This is a genomic window from Streptomyces sp. SP18CS02 (genome assembly GCF_036322365.1).
GTDB lineage: Bacteria > Actinomycetota > Actinomycetes > Streptomycetales > Streptomycetaceae > Streptomyces.
Genome location: NZ_JAQYXC010000289.1, coordinates 259,800 through 276,505, shown reverse-complemented (window position 1 = coordinate 276,505; position 16,706 = coordinate 259,800). Strand labels below are relative to the sequence as shown.

The 16,706-nt window shown below is 72.7% G+C and carries 7 protein-coding genes; 6 read left to right on the top strand and 1 reads right to left on the bottom strand.

From position 1 onward, the window contains the following. The first annotated feature begins 422 nt into the window (after positions 1-422). The 5 genes from gltB (at position 423) to PUR26_RS21555 (ending at position 9,279) form a co-directional block, all read left to right on the top strand. Positions 423-4,982: a glutamate synthase large subunit gene (gene gltB / locus PUR26_RS21575; protein ID WP_329874085.1), complete on the top strand. Its 4,560-nt coding sequence runs from the start codon at positions 423-425 to the stop codon at positions 4,980-4,982. Next, on the top strand, positions 4,975-6,435 hold the full coding sequence (locus tag PUR26_RS21570) for a glutamate synthase subunit beta (protein WP_329874084.1): 1,461 nt from the start codon (positions 4,975-4,977) through the stop codon (positions 6,433-6,435). Before gltB ends, PUR26_RS21570 begins: the two co-directional genes overlap by 8 nt. A 190-nt stretch (positions 6,436-6,625) precedes the next feature. Then, positions 6,626-7,579, top strand: coding sequence for a hypothetical protein (locus PUR26_RS21565; protein WP_329874083.1), 954 nt, complete (start codon positions 6,626-6,628; stop codon positions 7,577-7,579). Positions 7,580-7,589: 10 nt separating this feature from the next. Next, positions 7,590-8,390 (top strand): hypothetical protein, encoded by an 801-nt coding sequence (locus PUR26_RS21560; RefSeq protein ID WP_329874082.1) that lies wholly within the window; start codon positions 7,590-7,592, stop codon positions 8,388-8,390. After that, the gene (locus tag PUR26_RS21555; protein WP_329874081.1) at positions 8,371-9,279 is read left to right on the top strand and encodes an inositol monophosphatase family protein; all 909 of its coding nucleotides are present in this window, start codon (positions 8,371-8,373) and stop codon (positions 9,277-9,279) included. The genes PUR26_RS21560 and PUR26_RS21555 overlap by 20 nt, the downstream gene beginning before the upstream one ends. A gap of 129 nt (positions 9,280-9,408) precedes the next feature. Here the strand turns inward: PUR26_RS21555 and PUR26_RS21550 are convergent, their stop codons facing one another. After that, positions 9,409-10,611, bottom strand: a complete 1,203-nt coding sequence (locus PUR26_RS21550; protein WP_443077128.1) for an SLC13 family permease — start codon at positions 10,609-10,611, stop codon at positions 9,409-9,411. A gap of 46 nt (positions 10,612-10,657) precedes the next feature. On the opposite strand from PUR26_RS21550, the gene PUR26_RS21545 reads away from it, so the two are divergent. After that, positions 10,658-16,639 carry a TIR domain-containing protein gene (locus PUR26_RS21545; RefSeq protein WP_329874079.1) on the top strand — a complete coding sequence of 1,994 codons (5,982 nt, stop codon included), beginning with the start codon at positions 10,658-10,660 and terminating at the stop codon, positions 16,637-16,639. Positions 16,640-16,706 lie beyond the last annotated feature (67 nt).

Sequence of the window (16,706 nt, the reverse complement as noted above, 5' to 3'; positions counted from 1 at the left end):
GGGGATGCCGGGACGGCCGGGGATGCCGGGGAAGCCCGGAAGGCGCATCGTTGTTGTGCGCGGTGTTGTGACGAACGTCCAATGGCACGATCCCGCTGCCGGTGAGACACTATGCAACGCGGCACATATATAGCCGTTACTCGGCGGTTTCAATTCCCTGACCACAGGGCATGAGCCGTTAACGCTGTGGGCAACGAAGCCCGCTTCCCATGAGCCGTCGGACGCCGATCCGTCCGCTTGTGACCACACTCCACCGCTACGAGCGGTGTCCGCATGCTGGAATGTGCTATCCGCTTTTCGAGAAGCACCCCATCATGTAACCTGCACGAAATTTCGCGGAGGGCCAACGTCGTCCCTTCGGCAGTGCTCCCCCGGACTCCGTCTGGGAGGTGCCCCCAGCCACGACGACGACGGGAGAGCCGATGCGTTCCGACGCCTGGTCGCCCATGGACGGTCGCCCCGCCCCGCAGGGTATGTACGACCCCCGCAACGAGCACGACGCCTGTGGTGTCGGGTTCGTGGCCACCCTTACCGGTGTAGCCAGCCACGCGCTGGTCGAGCAGGCGCTGACCGTTCTGCGCAACCTTGAGCACCGCGGCGCCACCGGCTCCGAGCCCGACTCCGGCGACGGCGCGGGCATCCTGCTCCAGGTGCCGGACGCCTTCCTGCGCGAGGTCACCGACTTCGAGCTGCCCGAGGCCGGCGCGTACGCCGTCGGCACCGGCTTCCTGCCGACCGGCGACAGCGGGGAGATCGTCTCGCGCATCGAGACGATCGCGTCCGAGGAGGGCCTGAACGTCCTCGGCTGGCGCGAGGTCCCCGTCGCCCCCGAGCTGCTCGGCGCCACCGCCCGCGCCACCATGCCGGCGTTCCACCAGCTCTTCGTCGCCGACGGCGAGAGCACGGGCATCGCCCTGGACCGCAAGGCGTTCCTGCTGCGCAAGCGTGCCGAGCGCGAGGCCGGCGTGTACTTCCCGTCGCTCTCCGCCCGCACCATCGTCTACAAGGGCATGCTCACCACCGGGCAGCTGGAGCCCTTCTTCCCGGACCTGTCGGACCGCCGCTTCGCCACCGCCGTCGCGCTCGTCCACTCCCGGTTCTCCACCAACACCTTCCCGAGCTGGCCGCTCGCCCACCCGTACCGCTTCGTCGCGCACAACGGCGAGATCAACACGGTCAAGGGCAACCGCAACTGGATGCGCGCCCGGGAGTCGCAGCTCGCCAGCGACCTCTTCGGCGGCGACAGGCTGGAGCGGATCTTCCCGGTCTGCACCCCGGACGCCTCCGACTCGGCCTCCTTCGACGAGGTCCTGGAGCTCCTCCACCTCGGCGGTCGTTCGCTGCCGCACAGCGTCCTGATGATGGTCCCCGAGGCGTGGGAGAACCACGACTCCATGGACCCGGCCCGGCGCGCCTTCTACCAGTACCACTCCACGATGATGGAGCCCTGGGACGGCCCGGCCTGTGTCACCTTCACCGACGGCGTCCAGGTCGGAGCGGTTCTCGACCGCAACGGTCTGCGTCCCGGCCGCTACTGGGTCACCGACGAGGGCCTCGTCGTCCTCTCCTCCGAGGTCGGCGTCCTCGACATCGACCCCGCCAAGGTCGTCCGCAAGGGCCGCCTGCAGCCGGGCCGGATGTTCCTCGTCGACACCGCCGAGCACCGGATCATCGAGGACGACGAGATCAAGGCCGGTCTCGCCGCCGAGAAGCCGTACGCCGAGTGGCTGGAGGCCGGTGAGATCGAGCTGGAGGACCTTCCCGAGCGCGAGCACATCGTCCACACCCACGCCTCGGTCACCCGCCGCCAGCAGACCTTCGGCTACACCGAGGAGGAGCTGCGCGTCATCCTGGCGCCGATGGCCCGCACCGGCGGCGAGCCGCTGGGCTCCATGGGCACGGACTCCCCGATCGCGGCCCTCTCCGAGCGCCCCCGGCTACTCTTCGACTACTTCACCCAGCTCTTCGCGCAGGTCACCAACCCGCCGCTGGACGCCATCCGCGAGGAGCTCGTCACCTCGCTGTACTCCTCGCTCGGCCCCCAGGGCAACCTCCTGGACCCGACCGCCGCGTCCTGTCGCAGCGTCACGCTGCCGTTCCCGGTGATCGACAACGACGAGCTGGCCAAGCTCATCCACATCAACGCCGACGGCGACATGCCCGGCATGACGGCCGCCACGCTCTCCGGGCTCTACCGGGTCTCCGGCGGCGGCGACGCGCTGGCCGCCCGGATCGAGGAGATCTGCGCCGAGGCCGACGCCGCCATCGAGGGCGGCGCCCGCCTGATCGTGCTCTCCGACCGGCACTCCGACGCCGAGCACGCGCCGATTCCGTCGCTGCTGCTCACCGCCGCCGTGCACCACCACCTCATCCGCACCAAGCAGCGCACCCAGGTCGGCCTGCTGGTCGAGGCCGGCGACGTGCGCGAGGTGCACCACGTCGCGCTCCTCATCGGCTACGGGGCGGCCGCCGTCAACCCGTACCTGGCCATGGAGTCCGTCGAGGACCTGGTCCGCGCCGGCACCTTCATCGAGGGCCTGGAGCCCGAGCAGGCCATCCGCAACCTGATCCACGCCCTCGGCAAGGGCGTCCTGAAGGTCATGTCCAAGATGGGCATCTCGACCGTCGCGTCCTACCGGGGCGCCCAGGTCTTCGAGGCCGTCGGCCTCGACGAGGCCTTCGTCGAGAAGTACTTCAACGGCACCGCCACCAAGATCGGCGGCGCCGGCCTGGACGTCGTCGCCACGGAGGTCGCCGCCCGCCACGCCAAGGCGTACCCCGCCTCCGGCGTCCCCTCCGCGCACCGCGCGCTGGAGATCGGCGGCGAGTACCAGTGGCGCCGCGAGGGCGAGCCGCACCTGTTCGACCCGGAGACGGTCTTCCGCCTCCAGCACGCCACGCGCTCGGGCCGCTACGACATCTTCAAGAAGTACACGGACCGGGTGAACGAGCAGTCCGAGCGCCTGATGACGCTCCGCGGCCTGTTCGGCTTCACGTCCGACCGCCCCTCGATCCCCATCGACGAGGTCGAGCCGGCGTCCGAGATCGTCAAGCGCTTCTCCACCGGCGCCATGTCGTACGGCTCCATCTCCCAGGAGGCGCACGAGACCCTCGCCATCGCCATGAACCAGCTGGGCGGCAAGTCCAACACCGGTGAGGGCGGCGAGGACCCGGACCGCCTGTACGACCCGGCCCGCCGTTCCTCCATCAAGCAGGTCGCCTCCGGCCGCTTCGGTGTGACGAGCGAGTACCTGGTCAACGCCGACGACATCCAGATCAAGATGGCCCAGGGCGCCAAGCCCGGCGAGGGCGGCCAGCTGCCCGGCCACAAGGTCTACCCGTGGGTCGCCAGGACCCGGCACTCCACCCCGGGTGTCGGCCTGATCTCCCCGCCGCCGCACCACGACATCTACTCCATCGAGGACCTGGCTCAGCTGATCCACGACCTCAAGAACGCCAACCCGGCGGCCCGCATCCACGTGAAGCTGGTCTCCGAGGTCGGCGTCGGCACGGTCGCCGCGGGTGTCTCCAAGGCCCACGCGGACGTCGTCCTCATCTCCGGCCACGACGGCGGCACCGGCGCCTCGCCGCTCACCTCGCTCAAGCACGCGGGCGGCCCCTGGGAGCTCGGCCTCGCCGAGACGCAGCAGACCCTGCTGCTCAACGGCCTGCGCGACCGCATCGTCGTGCAGACCGACGGCCAGCTGAAGACCGGCCGTGACGTCGTCATCGCCGCGCTGCTCGGCGCCGAGGAGTTCGGTTTCGCGACCGCGCCGCTCGTCGTCTCCGGCTGCGTCATGATGCGCGTCTGCCACCTGGACACCTGCCCGGTCGGTATCGCCACGCAGAACCCGGTCCTGCGCGACCGGTTCTCCGGCAAGGCCGAGTACATCGTCAACTTCTTCCGGTTCATCGCGGAGGAGGTGCGCGAACTGCTCGCCGAGCTCGGCTTCCGTACGCTGCAGGAGGCCGTCGGCCACGCCGAGCTGCTCGACACCACCCAGGCCGTCACCCACTGGAAGGCCCAGGGCCTCGACCTGGAGCCGCTGTTCCACGTGCCGGAGCTGCCCGAGGGCGCGGTCCGCCACCAGGTCGCCGAGCAGGACCACGGCCTGGAGAAGGCGCTGGACAAGCAGCTGATCCAGCTCGCGGCCGAGGCGCTCGGCGCCTCCACCGCGGAGGACGCCCAGCCGGTCCGCGGCCAGGTCGCGATCCGTAACATCAACCGGACCGTCGGCACCATGCTCGGTCACGAGGTGACGAAGAAGTTCGGTGGCGCGGGCCTGCCCGACGACACCATCGACATCACCTTCACCGGCTCGGCCGGCCAGTCCTTCGGCGCGTTCGTGCCGCGCGGTGTGACGCTGCGCCTGGAGGGCGACGCCAACGACTACGTCGGCAAGGGCCTGTCCGGCGGCCGCGTGATCGTCCGTCCCGACCGGGGCGCCGACCACCTGGCCGAGTACTCGACCATCGCGGGCAACACCATCGCGTACGGCGCGACCGGCGGCGAGCTGTTCCTGCGGGGCCGCACGGGCGAGCGGTTCTGCGTCCGCAACTCCGGTGCGCTGGTGGTCTCCGAGGGCGTGGGCGACCACGGCTGCGAGTACATGACCGGTGGCCACGCGGTGGTGCTCGGCGAGACGGGCCGCAACTTCGCGGCCGGCATGTCGGGCGGTGTCGCGTACGTCGTCGACCTCGACCGGGACAACGTCAACTCCGGCAACCTGGGCGCCGTGGAGGCGCTGGACGAGAACGACAAGGTGTGGCTGCACGACGTCGTGCGCCGCCACCTGGAGGAGACGGGCTCGACCGTCGCGGAGAAGCTCCTGGCCGACTGGGCCGGATCGGTGGACCGTTTCAGCAAGATCATCCCGACCACGTACAAGGCAGTGCTCGCCGCCAAGGACGCCGCTGAGCTCGCCGGTCTCTCCGAGCAGGAGACCACCGAGAAGATGATGGAGGCGGCGACCAATGGCTGACCCCAAGGGCTTTCTCACCACCGGCCGCGAGGTCGCCAGGACCCGTCCGGTGGGCGAGCGGCTGAAGGACTGGAACGAGGTCTACGTTCCCGGCTCCCTGCTGCCGATCATCAGCAAGCAGGCCGGGCGCTGCATGGACTGCGGCATCCCCTTCTGCCACAACGGCTGTCCGCTGGGAAACCTCATCCCCGAGTGGAACGACTACGCCTACCGCGAGGACTGGCAGGCCGCCTCCGAGCGGCTGCACGCCACCAACAACTTCCCGGAGTTCACCGGCCGTCTGTGCCCGGCTCCTTGCGAGTCGGCGTGCGTCCTCGGCATCAACCAGCCGGCCGTCACCATCAAGAACGTCGAAGTCTCCATCATCGACAAGGCGTGGGACTCCGGTGACGTCACCCCGCAGCCGCCCGAGCGGCTGTCCGGCAAGACCGTCGCCGTCATCGGCTCGGGCCCGGCCGGACTCGCCGCCGCCCAGCAGCTGACCCGGGCCGGTCACACGGTCGCCGTGTACGAGCGCGCCGACCGCATCGGCGGCCTGCTGCGCTACGGCATCCCCGAGTTCAAGATGGAGAAGGTGCACATCAACCGGCGCATCGAGCAGATGCGCGCGGAGGGCACCAAGTTCCGCACCGAGGTCGAGATCGGCCGTGACATCGACGCCGCCAAGCTGCGCCGCCGCTACGACGCGGTGGTCGTCGCCGCCGGTGCGACCGTCTCGCGCGACCTTCCCGTCCCGGGCCGGGAGCTGAACGGCATCCACTTCGCGATGGAGTACCTGCCGCTCGCCAACAAGGTGCAGGAGGGCGACTTCGTGGCGCCCCCCATCACCGCCGAGGGCAAGCACGTCGTCGTGATCGGCGGCGGTGACACCGGCGCGGACTGCGTGGGCACCGCCCACCGCCAGGGCGCGGCCTCCGTCACCCAGCTGGAGATCATGCCCCGGCCGGGCGAGGAGCGGAACGCCAACCAGCCGTGGCCGACCTTCCCCATGCTCTACAAGGTCACCTCGGCCCACGAGGAGGGCGGCGAGCGGGTCTACTCCGTCTCCACCACCCACTTCGAAGGCGACGAGGACGGCAACGTCCAGTTCCTCCACCTCGTGGAAGTGGAGTTCAAGGACGGCAGGCTGGAGCAGAAGGCCGGCACCGAGCGGAAGATCCCCGCCCAGCTGGTCACCCTCGCCATGGGCTTCACCGGCACCGACCAGGCCAACGGTCTGGTCCAGCAGTTCGGCCTGGAGCTCGACGAGCGGGGTAATGTGGCCCGCGACGCGGACTTCGCGACCAATGTCGAGGGCGTCTTCGTCGCCGGTGACGCCGGCCGCGGCCAGTCGCTCATCGTCTGGGCGATCGCGGAGGGCCGCTCGGCCGCCCGCGGAGTGGACCGGTTCCTCACGGGCGCCAGCGAGCTCCCCGCGCCGATCCGCCCGACGGACCGCGCCCTGACGGTCTGACCCAGCGGCCCCCGGGGCCCCCATACGTCCCGTACAACGGCGTGCGGAACACAGCAGCGCCTGCCAAGTCCCCGACCGGACCCATGGCAGGCGCTGCGCCCTTTCCCGGCGACCGTGCGCGTCCGTGCGCCCTGTCGGTACGGCTCCGCGTCTCCTACGATCGGTTGGCCGACCGGGAGGGGGTGCGCCCATGACAGCGGCGCGGGCGGGCCGGATCGAACGCGCTGTGGCCTTCGCGCTGCGCAACTTCGAAGTGGTCTTCGCGGCAGGCATCGGCCTGACCGTCGGTGTGCTGGACATCTTCGGCGACAGGCTCATCGAATCCGACTTCGCCTCCGGCGCCACCCTGGTGGTCCTCGGCGCGCTCGCCGTCGGCTCCCTGTCCGAACGCACCCGGCGCCCGCTCGCCATCCAGGAGGCCATGGCCGGCACCCGCCGGGCCATCGAGGACCTCACCATGGTCCGCTCGCTGTCCGGCAACGAGGTCCGCGACGCGCTGCGCGAGGCCCGGCAGGGCACCAACCTCTGGTACTTCAAGGGCGGCACGGGCACCTATCTGCGCGCCGTCACCCTGCCCCAGTGCGTCCGCGCGGCCAAGGAGAACCGCTCCCAGCTCAATGTGAAGATCGAGATCCTCAACCCGGCCGACGAGCGCGCCTGCAACGCCTACGCCCAGTTCCGCCAGATGTTCTCCGGCTCGCGTCCGCCCGGCACGGCGGCCTGGACCGCCGGGCGTGCCCGCAAGGAGTCGTACGCGACCGTCCTCGCGGCCTGCTGGTACCGCATGCAGCTGAGCACCCTGGACATCGGCGTCCATCTGTCGTCGATCGTGCCCACCCTGCGCTTCGATCTCTCCGACTCCAGCCTGATCATCACCCAGGACGACCCCGCGCGGGTCAACCTCCAGGTCAGGCGCGGGCAGCCGCTCTACGACTACTACCTGACCGAGCTGCACCAGAGCCGGGAGCAGGCCACCACGCTCGATCTGCGCAACGCCACCCTGCTCAGTCTCTCCCCCACCGTCGACGAGACGCGCACGCTCTTCGACGCGCTGGGGCTGCCGCTGCCCCGCACCTTCACCGAGGGAGACGTGGGCGAGATCATCGAGAAGGCCCTGCACGCCGAGGATCCCTACGGGAGGTGAGTCGTCCGCCATGGACCCGTCCGTCCCCGACCCGTTCTTCACCGACCCGTCAGCCGCCGACCTGTCCGTCCCCGACCCGCTCTTCGCCGACCCGTCAGCCGCCGACCTGTCCGTCCCCGACCCGCTCTTCGCCGAGCCCTTCGGCGCCGGCCCGTCCACCGAGGTCCCCACGGACCGGCACAGCGCAGGACTCGCCCTGGCGGACATCGCCTCGGGGAAGCGGCGTCTTCCGGCCGTGCGCCACCCGCTCGGCTTCCTGTGCCTGCCGCTGGTCAGACGAGGTCCGCACGGCATCTGCGTCCACCTCTTCGGCGAGGACCCCGAGGGCCCGGAGGACCCCGAGGACCCCGGCGCCGACGAGCGGTCCGCGGTCCCGCCGTGGCACGCGCACAGCTGGGACCTGCACAGCACGGTCCTGTACGGCGAGGTGGGCAATGTGGGCGTGCGGGTGCTGGACGACCCCGTCGCCCCCACCCACCGCGTCTTCGCGGTGCACAGCGCCCCGGACGGCGTCGACGAGATACGGCCCACCGGACGGCTCGTGCGGGGCGAGCCGGGGCGCATGCGGGTGAGTCCCGCGGGCGAGACGTACACCTTGCGCGCGGGGGAGTTCCACACCACGGTGGTCCCGCCCGGGCGCGCGGCGGCCACCCTCGTACGGGGGCGCTCCCTGACCGGCGGCCGGGACCTGTCCCTGGGCCCGCTCGACGGGCCGCCGCGCCGCACGACCCGCCGCCTGTGCGGCACCGAGGAAACGATGCGGGCCGTGCGGACGGCCCTCGGGAGGATCCATGCCGAACGGTGTGCCTGACCGGGCCGGCCCGGCCGACACCACCCGCCCCGCCGTCGGCCGCGTCGACGGTCCCGCCCCGCCCCACCGATCCCCCTACACGGCCGAGCGGCGGGTCGCCGTCGCGGCCGCCGAAGCCACCGGACAGCTGCTGCGCGGCCACTTCACCGACGCCAGGGCCATCCGCACCAAGGGCGCGCACGGAGACGTCGTCACCGACCTCGACCTCGCCGCCGAGGAGCTCATCCTCGCCCGGCTGCGCCGCCACTTCCCGCAGGACCGGATCCTTTCCGAGGAGGCGGGACTCCTGGACACGGGCACCCGCCGCACCTGGCTCGTCGACCCGCTGGACGGCAGCAACAACGTGGCCATCGGGCTGCCCGCCTATGTCGTGGGCATCGGGCTGTGCGTCGGCGACACCCCGGTCCTCGGCGTCGTCCACGAACCCGTCACCGGCCGCACCTGGCACGCCGTCGCGGGGCAGGGCGCCCACGGGGACGACGGCGCCCGGCTGCCCGGGCCGCGCGGCGAACTGCCGCAGAGCGGACCGGTGCTGGCCTGGACGCAGGGGCACGCGGTGGACCGGGACGACGGCACGGCGGCGGCGCTGCGCGGCGCGCTGGAGCGCCGCTGCCGGCGCGTCCTGCAATTGTGGGCGCCGCTGCTCGGCTGGAGCCTGCTGGCCCGCGGGACCATCGACGGGTTCGTCGGCTACCGCGCCGAGGCCGTCGACCTGCCCGCCGGGGCGCTGCTGGCGGCCGAGGCCGGCGCGGAGCTGCGCACCCTGGACGGGGCCAGGTTCCGCCCGGGTTTCACGGGGCCGGACGCGGGGCGCAGTTATGTCGCCGCCCGCGCGGAGACCCTCACCTACGTACTGGAGGAGGTCGCCGCGGCCCTCGAACGCCGCTGAGCGGGCGCGGCAGGCAGGATCCGGCGGGACCGGAAGGAACCGGAAGGGCGCGCAGGACCGGAAGGGCCGTAACGGCAGGCGAGGGCCGGAAGGCAGGCAGGGTCCGGCAGGGCCGGAAGGGGAGGGGCTCTACGCGGTGGCCGCCAGGGCCACCGTCGCCGCCAGCGTGCCCGTCACGGCCAGCACCAGACTCGTCGTCATGAAACGGCCCAGCGCGATCCGCGTCCCGTGCCACCGGCAGCGCTCGAACCACAGCAGCGTCGCCAGCGAGGCCCAGGGGGTGACCAGCGGACCCACATTGACACCGATCAGCAGACCCAGCAGCTGATCGTGGTGGCCGGCGGGCACCACCGCCTCACCCGCCACGTACGCCGGCAGGTTGTTGAGGGCGTTGGAGAAACCCGCACCCACCGCCGCCGTACGCAGCACCCCCAGCGGGCCCTGGTCGGAGCCGATCGCCGAGGCGAGTATCCGGTCCATGCCGAGCGCGCTGACCGTCTCCACCACCAGGAACATCCCGGGCACCAGCACCAGCAGCCGCCACGGAACCAGCGACCACCGCAGTTCGTCCCGGCGGCGCACCGCGAACGCCACCACCACGACCAGCGCCGCCGTCGAGGACGCCGCCCACAGCGGCACCAGGTCGGCCAGCAGCGCCAGCAGGAACCCGGCACACGCCACCGCGCAGATCCGCAGCAGGACCGGATCCACGGGACGCGGCCGCCGCGGGGGCACATAACTCTCCGCACCACGCCGGCCACGCCGCCAGTAGAAGATCCACAGGCACGCCATCGTGGCGGCGATCGCCGCCAGCTGGGGTCCCCACATCACGGACGCCATCTGTGAGGGCGACAGCGCCACCCGCTCCGCCGCCAGCAGGTTGGTCAGGTTCGACACCGGCAGCAGCAGGCTCGCCGTGTTGGCCAGCCAGACCGTCGTCATCGCCAGCGGCACGGCCGCGATGCCCACCCGGGTGGCCAGCGCCAGCATCACCGGGGTCAGCAGCACGGCCGTCGTGTCCAGGTTGAGCGTGATGGTGGTGACCGAGGCGAACACCACGCACAGCCCGAACAGCAGCGCGTAGCTGCCCCGGCCCGCCCGCGCCACCCAGGTGGCCACCACGTCGAAGACCTCGGCCTTCCCGGTCAGTTCGGCCAGCACGATCACCGTGGCGAGGAAGACCAGCAGCGGACCGATCCTGGACAGCACGTCCGAGGCCGGGCCCGTCGGCAGCAGGCCGGTGGCCACCGCCAGCAGCCCCAGGGCCAGGAGCGTTGCCGCGAGCCAGTCCAGCGGATGCAGGCGTCTGAGGAGGGTCACGGACAGCAGCATAGATTTTCACCCGGACACCGCCCCCCGCGCGTCCTAATCTGGACGCATGCCGAGTGACGACGAAGCGGGGCCGCGGCCGGGAGAGTTGGACTTCTTCATCAGCTATTCACCGGCCGACGAGGCCTGGGCGGCATGGATCGCCTGGACCCTCGAAGAGGCCGGATACCGCACGGCCATCCAGGCCTGGGACTTCGTGCCCGGCAGCAACTTCATCGACTTCATGCACCGGGGGGTCAGCGAGTCGGCCGCCGTCATCGCCGTACTCTCCCGCCACTACGAACGCTCCATGTACGGCCGGATGGAGTGGACGGCGGCGCTGCGGGCCGACCCCGAGGCACCCGAGCGGCGACTGCTGACCGTCCGGGTCGACGACACGCCCGTCGAGGGGCTGCTCGCCACCATCACCTACGTCGACCTCGTCGGCGTGGGTGACACCACCGCCGCCCGGACCCTGCTGCTCAACCGGGTCGAGCAGGCGCTCGACGGGCACGCCCGCCCCGGCCGCCGGCCCGGCTACCCCGGCGACGCCGCCCTCGCCCGGCACACCGGCCGGCCACTGGTCACCCAGGCCCCCTTACCCGCCCAGCGCTGGATCGGCGGCCCCGGCTGGGCCGGTCGCAGACGCCCCTCGCGCGCGCCCCGCTACCCCCTGGGCCCCCAGGACCCGGCCACCCAGGACGCGGTCACCGTGCTCCACCTGGCGGGACCCGACTTCGGGCGGGGCCGCGAACCCGACAGCCTCAGCCGCGAGATCCACGGCGAACTCATCGTCCAGCGGGACAACGGCGCACCCGCCCCCGACCTCCTCGTGGTGACCGGCGACCTCACCGCCTCCGGCAGCCCCCGTGAATGCGACCAGGCCCTCAGCTTCCTGTCCCGGGTGCGCGCCCAGCTCGACCTCCCGCCCCAGCGCGTCATCGTCGTGCCCGGCGCCCAGGACGTGAACCAGGCCGCGTGCCGGGCCTACTTCCACACCTGCGAGGCCGACGAAGTGGCCCCCCAGCCGCCGTACTGGCCCAAGTGGCGCCACTACACGAGGCTGTTCCGCAGCTTCTACCAGGGACTCGACACGGTCTTCGACAGCGACCAGCCCTGGACCCTCTTCCCGGTGCCCGAGCTGGGCACGGTGGTCGCCGGATTCAACTCCTCCATCGCCTACAGCCACCGCCTGGAGGACCAGTACGGCCACATCGGCCGCGACCAGGCCGTCTGGTTCGCCGAGGCCCTGCGCTCCTACGAGGAGGAGGGCTGGCTGCGCATCGGCGCGCTGCGCCACCCGCTCACCTCCGGCGCCCGCCCCGGCGACGCGCTCGGCGGCCCAGGAGCCCTCGACGACACCGACACCCTCACCGAACTCGCCGCACCCCGCCTGCATCTGCTGCTGCACGGACCGACGGGCGGCCCACGCACCACGGGCGGCATCCCCGGCCACACGCGTATCCCCGGCATCGGAGCCGACCCCGAGGGCGGACTGCCCGTCCTCTCCGCCGCCGCGCCCGCCCGCTTCCAGCTCCTGCGCATCGCACCCGACGGGATCACCCGCTGGTACGACCGGGGCCGATCGGGCCCCGACTCCTTTCCCGGCACCTGGCCCCGCGCGGGGCGGCTCTTCCCCATGGCCGACCGGCCCGCGGAGTCCGACCCGGGCCCCGTCCCCGCCGACCGGGACCAGGCCGTCGACGCGCCCGACTCGCTCATCGAGCGGGTCAAGGAGGTGTGCCTGGCCCGCCGTGCGGGCGTCCGGCTGCGCGACGTACCGCGCCGCGGCCCGGGAGACATGGCCCAGCTCATGGCCACCTGGCGCGAGGAGGGCGTCGTACGGCAGCTGCGGATCGCCGTCCACTCGGGCACCCCCACCGACGACCACCTCGACCGGTTCGTCGCACAGCTGCACGCCGCCGGACCCGGCGCCGAGGCCGAGCTCGTCCACGACGGCCCGGCCCCCGGGGCCGCCCTGCGCGAGCGCGCGGTCCGGCACGGCGTCCGCGTCCGCAGCTTCCTCGAGTTCCAGGGCCTGCTCGACCTGCGCGGCTACGTCACCGGGCAGACCGGCCGGCTCTTCGCCAGCGAGCAGTACGCCCCGGCCCGGTACCTCCCGCAGCGCTACCACGACGCCGACCGCCCCGACGGAGCCGAGCACGACGACCTCGTCGAGGACCTGCTGGAGCTGCTGGAAGCCGACCACGGCCGGTTCGTGCTGCTCCTCGGCGACTTCGGGCACGGCAAGACGTTCGCACTGCGCGAGCTCGCCCGGCGCGTCCCCGAGCAGCTCCCGCACCTCACGCCGCTGCTCATCCCGCTCAACACCCTCGACCGCGCCCACAGCCTGGAAGGGCTGGTGGCCGCCCACCTCGCCGGTCACGCCGTGGACACCATCGACCTGCGCGCCCTGCGCTACATGCTCGCCCAGGGCCGCGTCGTCCTGCTCTTCGACGGCTTCGACGAGCTCGTCAACCGGGTCAGCTACGACCGCGCCGCCGACCACCTGCAAGTGCTCCTGGACGCCGCCGTCGACAACGCCAAGATCATCGTCAGCAGCCGCACCCAGCACTTCAGGTCGCACCAGCAGATCCTCACCGCGCTCGGCGAACGCGTGGGCCTGCTGCCCCAGCGCCGCATCCTGTCCGTCGAAGGGTTCACCCCGGCGCAGATCCGGGCGTACCTCCTCAAGACGTACGGCGACGAGGAGGCCGCCACCCGCCGCTACCGGCTCCTGGAGAACATCCCCGACCTGCTCGGCCTGTGCCGCAACCCCCGACTGCTGTCCTTCGTCACCCAGCTCGACACCGACCGGCTGCGCGCCGTCGCCGGCGCGGGCCGCGCCCTCAGCCCCGCCCGCCTCTACGAGGACATCTTCACCTCCTGGCTCCAGTACGAGCAGGAGCGCGGGCGTGGCGGGCCCGGCTCCCTGCCCGGTCTCACCGCCGCCGAACTGTGGGCCGCCGTCACCGCCCTCGCCCAGCGGCTGTGGGAGAGCGGACGCACCGCCCTGCGCCTGGACGAGCTCACCGAGGCCGTCGCCGCCACCCTCAGCCGCGTCACCGAGGCCCCGCACACCGGCCCCGAACTGGGCCACGCGGTGGGCGCGGGCAGTCTCCTGGTGCGCACCGAGGAAGGGCTCTTCCACTTCATCCACAGCTCCGTCGAGGAGTGGCTGATCGCCCGCGAGGCCGCCCGCCGGCTGGACCGGGGGCAGTACGGACTGCTCCACGCCCGCCCGTTGAGCCGGCTGGCCGTCGAGTTCTTCTGCGACCTCGCCGACCACGAGCGGTGTGTCCGCTGGGTGCGGCGCACCCTCGACGCCTCCCGGGCCACGGAGGACGCCACCGGTACTGCAGACGCCATCGGTACCACCGGCACCGCAGACACCACCGAAACCGCAGGCGCCACCGGCGCCACCGGCTCCGCGGACAGGGGGAACAGCGCAGGCACTCCCGGCGGCGTCACCCCCGGCGCCCGCGTCACCGTCGGCGACGCCGCCCGCGCCAACGCCCTGCGCATCGCCGAGCGGCTGCGCGTACCCGCCCACACCGATCTGCGCGGCGCCCGCCTGGCCGGCGAGGACCTCTCCCACCGCGACTTCGCGGGCGTCGACCTCACCGGCGCCGACCTGACCGACGCCCGCCTCGTCGGCGCCACCCTCACCGAGGCCGACCTCACCGGAGCGCGGCTCGTCGGAGCCCGCCTCGACAGGGCGGACCTGCGCGGCGCCGACCTCACCGGCGCCGACCTGCGCCGCGCCCGCCTGACCCGGACCGACCTGCGCGGCGCCCGGCTCACCGGCAGCAGCTGGTACCGGGCCGCCCTCATCGACCCCGTGCTGGACGACGCCACCCGCGCCGCGCCCGAACTGCGCAATGCCGCGATCGCCCCCGGCATGCCCGTCGACGCCGGATTCCGCCCCTCGACGGTCGGCGTCCCGTACGGCTTCGGCATGCGCACCGGCCGGCTGCCCGAACCCATCGCCTACAGCCCCGACGGCGAACTCCTCCTGGTCGGCAGCGACGACGGCGGCGTCCTGGTGTGCGCCGCGGACGACGGCCGCGCCCTGCGCACCCTCCAGGGCCACGCAGGGCGCGTGTACGCCGTCAAGCAGGCCCCCGGCGTCATCGCCAGTGGCGGCTCCGACGGCACCGTCCGGCTGTGGGACCCGGTCTCCGGCAGGAGCCTCCACCGGCTCGACGTCCACCCCGACGGCGTGTGGCCGGTCGTCCTGAACGACGACGGGACCCTGCTCGCCACCGGTGACTCCGAGGGCCTCGTCACCGTCTGGGACGTGGCCACGGGAGAGCCCGTGCACCGGCTGCCCGGCCATCTCGCGCCCGTGTACACGGCGGTGTTCGGCCCGGACGGCCACACCCTGGTGACGGGCGACGCCGCCGCCGACGTACGGCTGTGGTCCCTGCGGACCGGGGGCTGCACGGGTGTGCTGAACGGCCACCGGGGCGCCGTCTACCGGGTGTGCCACAGCCCGGACGGAAGCCTCATCGCCACCGGCGACCGGGGCGACGGCCGGGGCGGCACCGTACGGATCTGGGGAGCCGGCGACGGGCGGCTGCGCCATGAGTTCCCCGGCCACGGCGGGCGCGTCTACACCCTCGCCTTCCACCCGGAGGGACGGCTGCTGGTCAGCGGCGACACCGACGGCACCGTCCGGCTGTGGGACCCCGTCGTCGGCACCCCGCTCGGCACCCTGGAGCGCTGCCCGGGCGGCGTCTACCAGGTCGTCTTCAGCCGCGACGGGAAACTGCTCGCGGGCTGCGACAGCGCCGGCACGGTCCGGCTGTGGACCGTCACCGGCACGCCCCGCCAGGGCCACGTCGTCACCCTGCACGAGCGCCAGCCGTCGCCGCACCGGGGCTCGGTGTGGGCCTGCGCCTTCCATCCGCGGGACCACCAGCTCCTGACCGTCGGCAACGACGGCGGCGCCCGGATCTGGGAGGCCGGCACCGGGCAGGGCAAGCGCATCCTGCGCGGTCACGGCCGGCGCGTCACCGGCGTCACCTTCAGCGCCGACGGCAGCCGCCTGGCCACCTGCGGCAGCGACGGCGCCGTGCGCCTGTGGGACACCCGCACCGGGTGCCGCACCCACGAGCTGGCCGGCCGGGGCGATCGTCTGGTCTCCGCCGCCTTCAGCCCGGCCGGATCCGTCCTCGGGACGGCGAGCAGCGACGGCGCGATCTGTCTCTGGAACCAGGACGGCGACTTCCTGCGCGAGCTGGACGCCGAGACCGAACACATCTGGGCCGAGGCGTTCAACAAGGCCGGCGACCTGCTGGCCACGGCCAACGACGACGACACCGTCTGCCTCTGGTACCGCTCCACCGGGGCACGGGTCGCCACCCTCTCCGAGCACCGCGGCCGGGTCCGCTCCATCGCCTTCCACGGCGACGGTGAGGTGCTCGCCACCGGCTGCGACGACAGCCGCGTACGGCTCTGGCAGGCCCGGGAGGGCCGCCTGTCGGCCGAACTCCGCGGCCATGAGGACCGGGTGTACGGCGTCGCCTTCGGCCCCGGCGACCAGTGGCTCGCCAGCGCCTCCTGGGACGGCACGGTCATCGTCTGGCGCGACGGCGAGGCGCGGCTGCGGCTGAGCGCGGGCGGCGGCAAGCTCTGGACGGTCGCGGCCCACCCCACCCGGCCGGTGCTGGCCGCGGCCGGCGACAGCCGCACCATCACCCTGTGGAACGCCGACACCGGTGCCCGGCTCGCCGAACTGACCGGCCACACCGGCCGCGTCCTGTCGATCGCCTTCAGCCCCGACGGCACCGCCCTGGCCGGCGGCGGCGAGGACGGAACCGTACGGCTGTGGGACCTGCCCGCGGACGGCGGAGCACCCTCGCCGCGAGCCACCCTCATCGGCGTACCGGAGGGCTGGGCGGCGCTCACCCCGTCCGGCGGCTACAAGTACGAGGGCGATGTGGCCGGCGAGTTCTGGCACGTCGTCGGCATGACCCGGTTCGCCCCGGGGGAGCTGGACGCGTTCCTGCCGGGCGTCCGGCGGCTGGCGCTGGGGGAGGAATTGTGACGGTCACGTAAGGTCGTCAGCCCCGTCAGCCCCGTCAGCCCCGTCAGCCCCGTCAGCTTTGCCACTC

Bases quoted from the DNA above. Each gene is read 5' to 3' on its own strand.
- PUR26_RS21570 (WP_329874084.1), top strand. From the start codon at position 4,975: ATGGCTGACCCCAAGGGCTTTCTCACCACCGGCCGCGAGGTCGCCAGG.
- gltB (WP_329874085.1), top strand. From the start codon at position 423: ATGCGTTCCGACGCCTGGTCGCCCATGGACGGTCGCCCCGCCCCGCAG.
- PUR26_RS21555 (WP_329874081.1), top strand. From the start codon at position 8,371: ATGCCGAACGGTGTGCCTGACCGGGCCGGCCCGGCCGACACCACCCGC.
- PUR26_RS21560 (WP_329874082.1), top strand. From the start codon at position 7,590: ATGGACCCGTCCGTCCCCGACCCGTTCTTCACCGACCCGTCAGCCGCC.
- PUR26_RS21565 (WP_329874083.1), top strand. From the start codon at position 6,626: ATGACAGCGGCGCGGGCGGGCCGGATCGAACGCGCTGTGGCCTTCGCG.
- PUR26_RS21550 (WP_443077128.1), bottom strand. From the start codon at position 10,611: ATGCTGCTGTCCGTGACCCTCCTCAGACGCCTGCATCCGCTGGACTGG.
- PUR26_RS21545 (WP_329874079.1), top strand. From the start codon at position 10,658: ATGCCGAGTGACGACGAAGCGGGGCCGCGGCCGGGAGAGTTGGACTTC.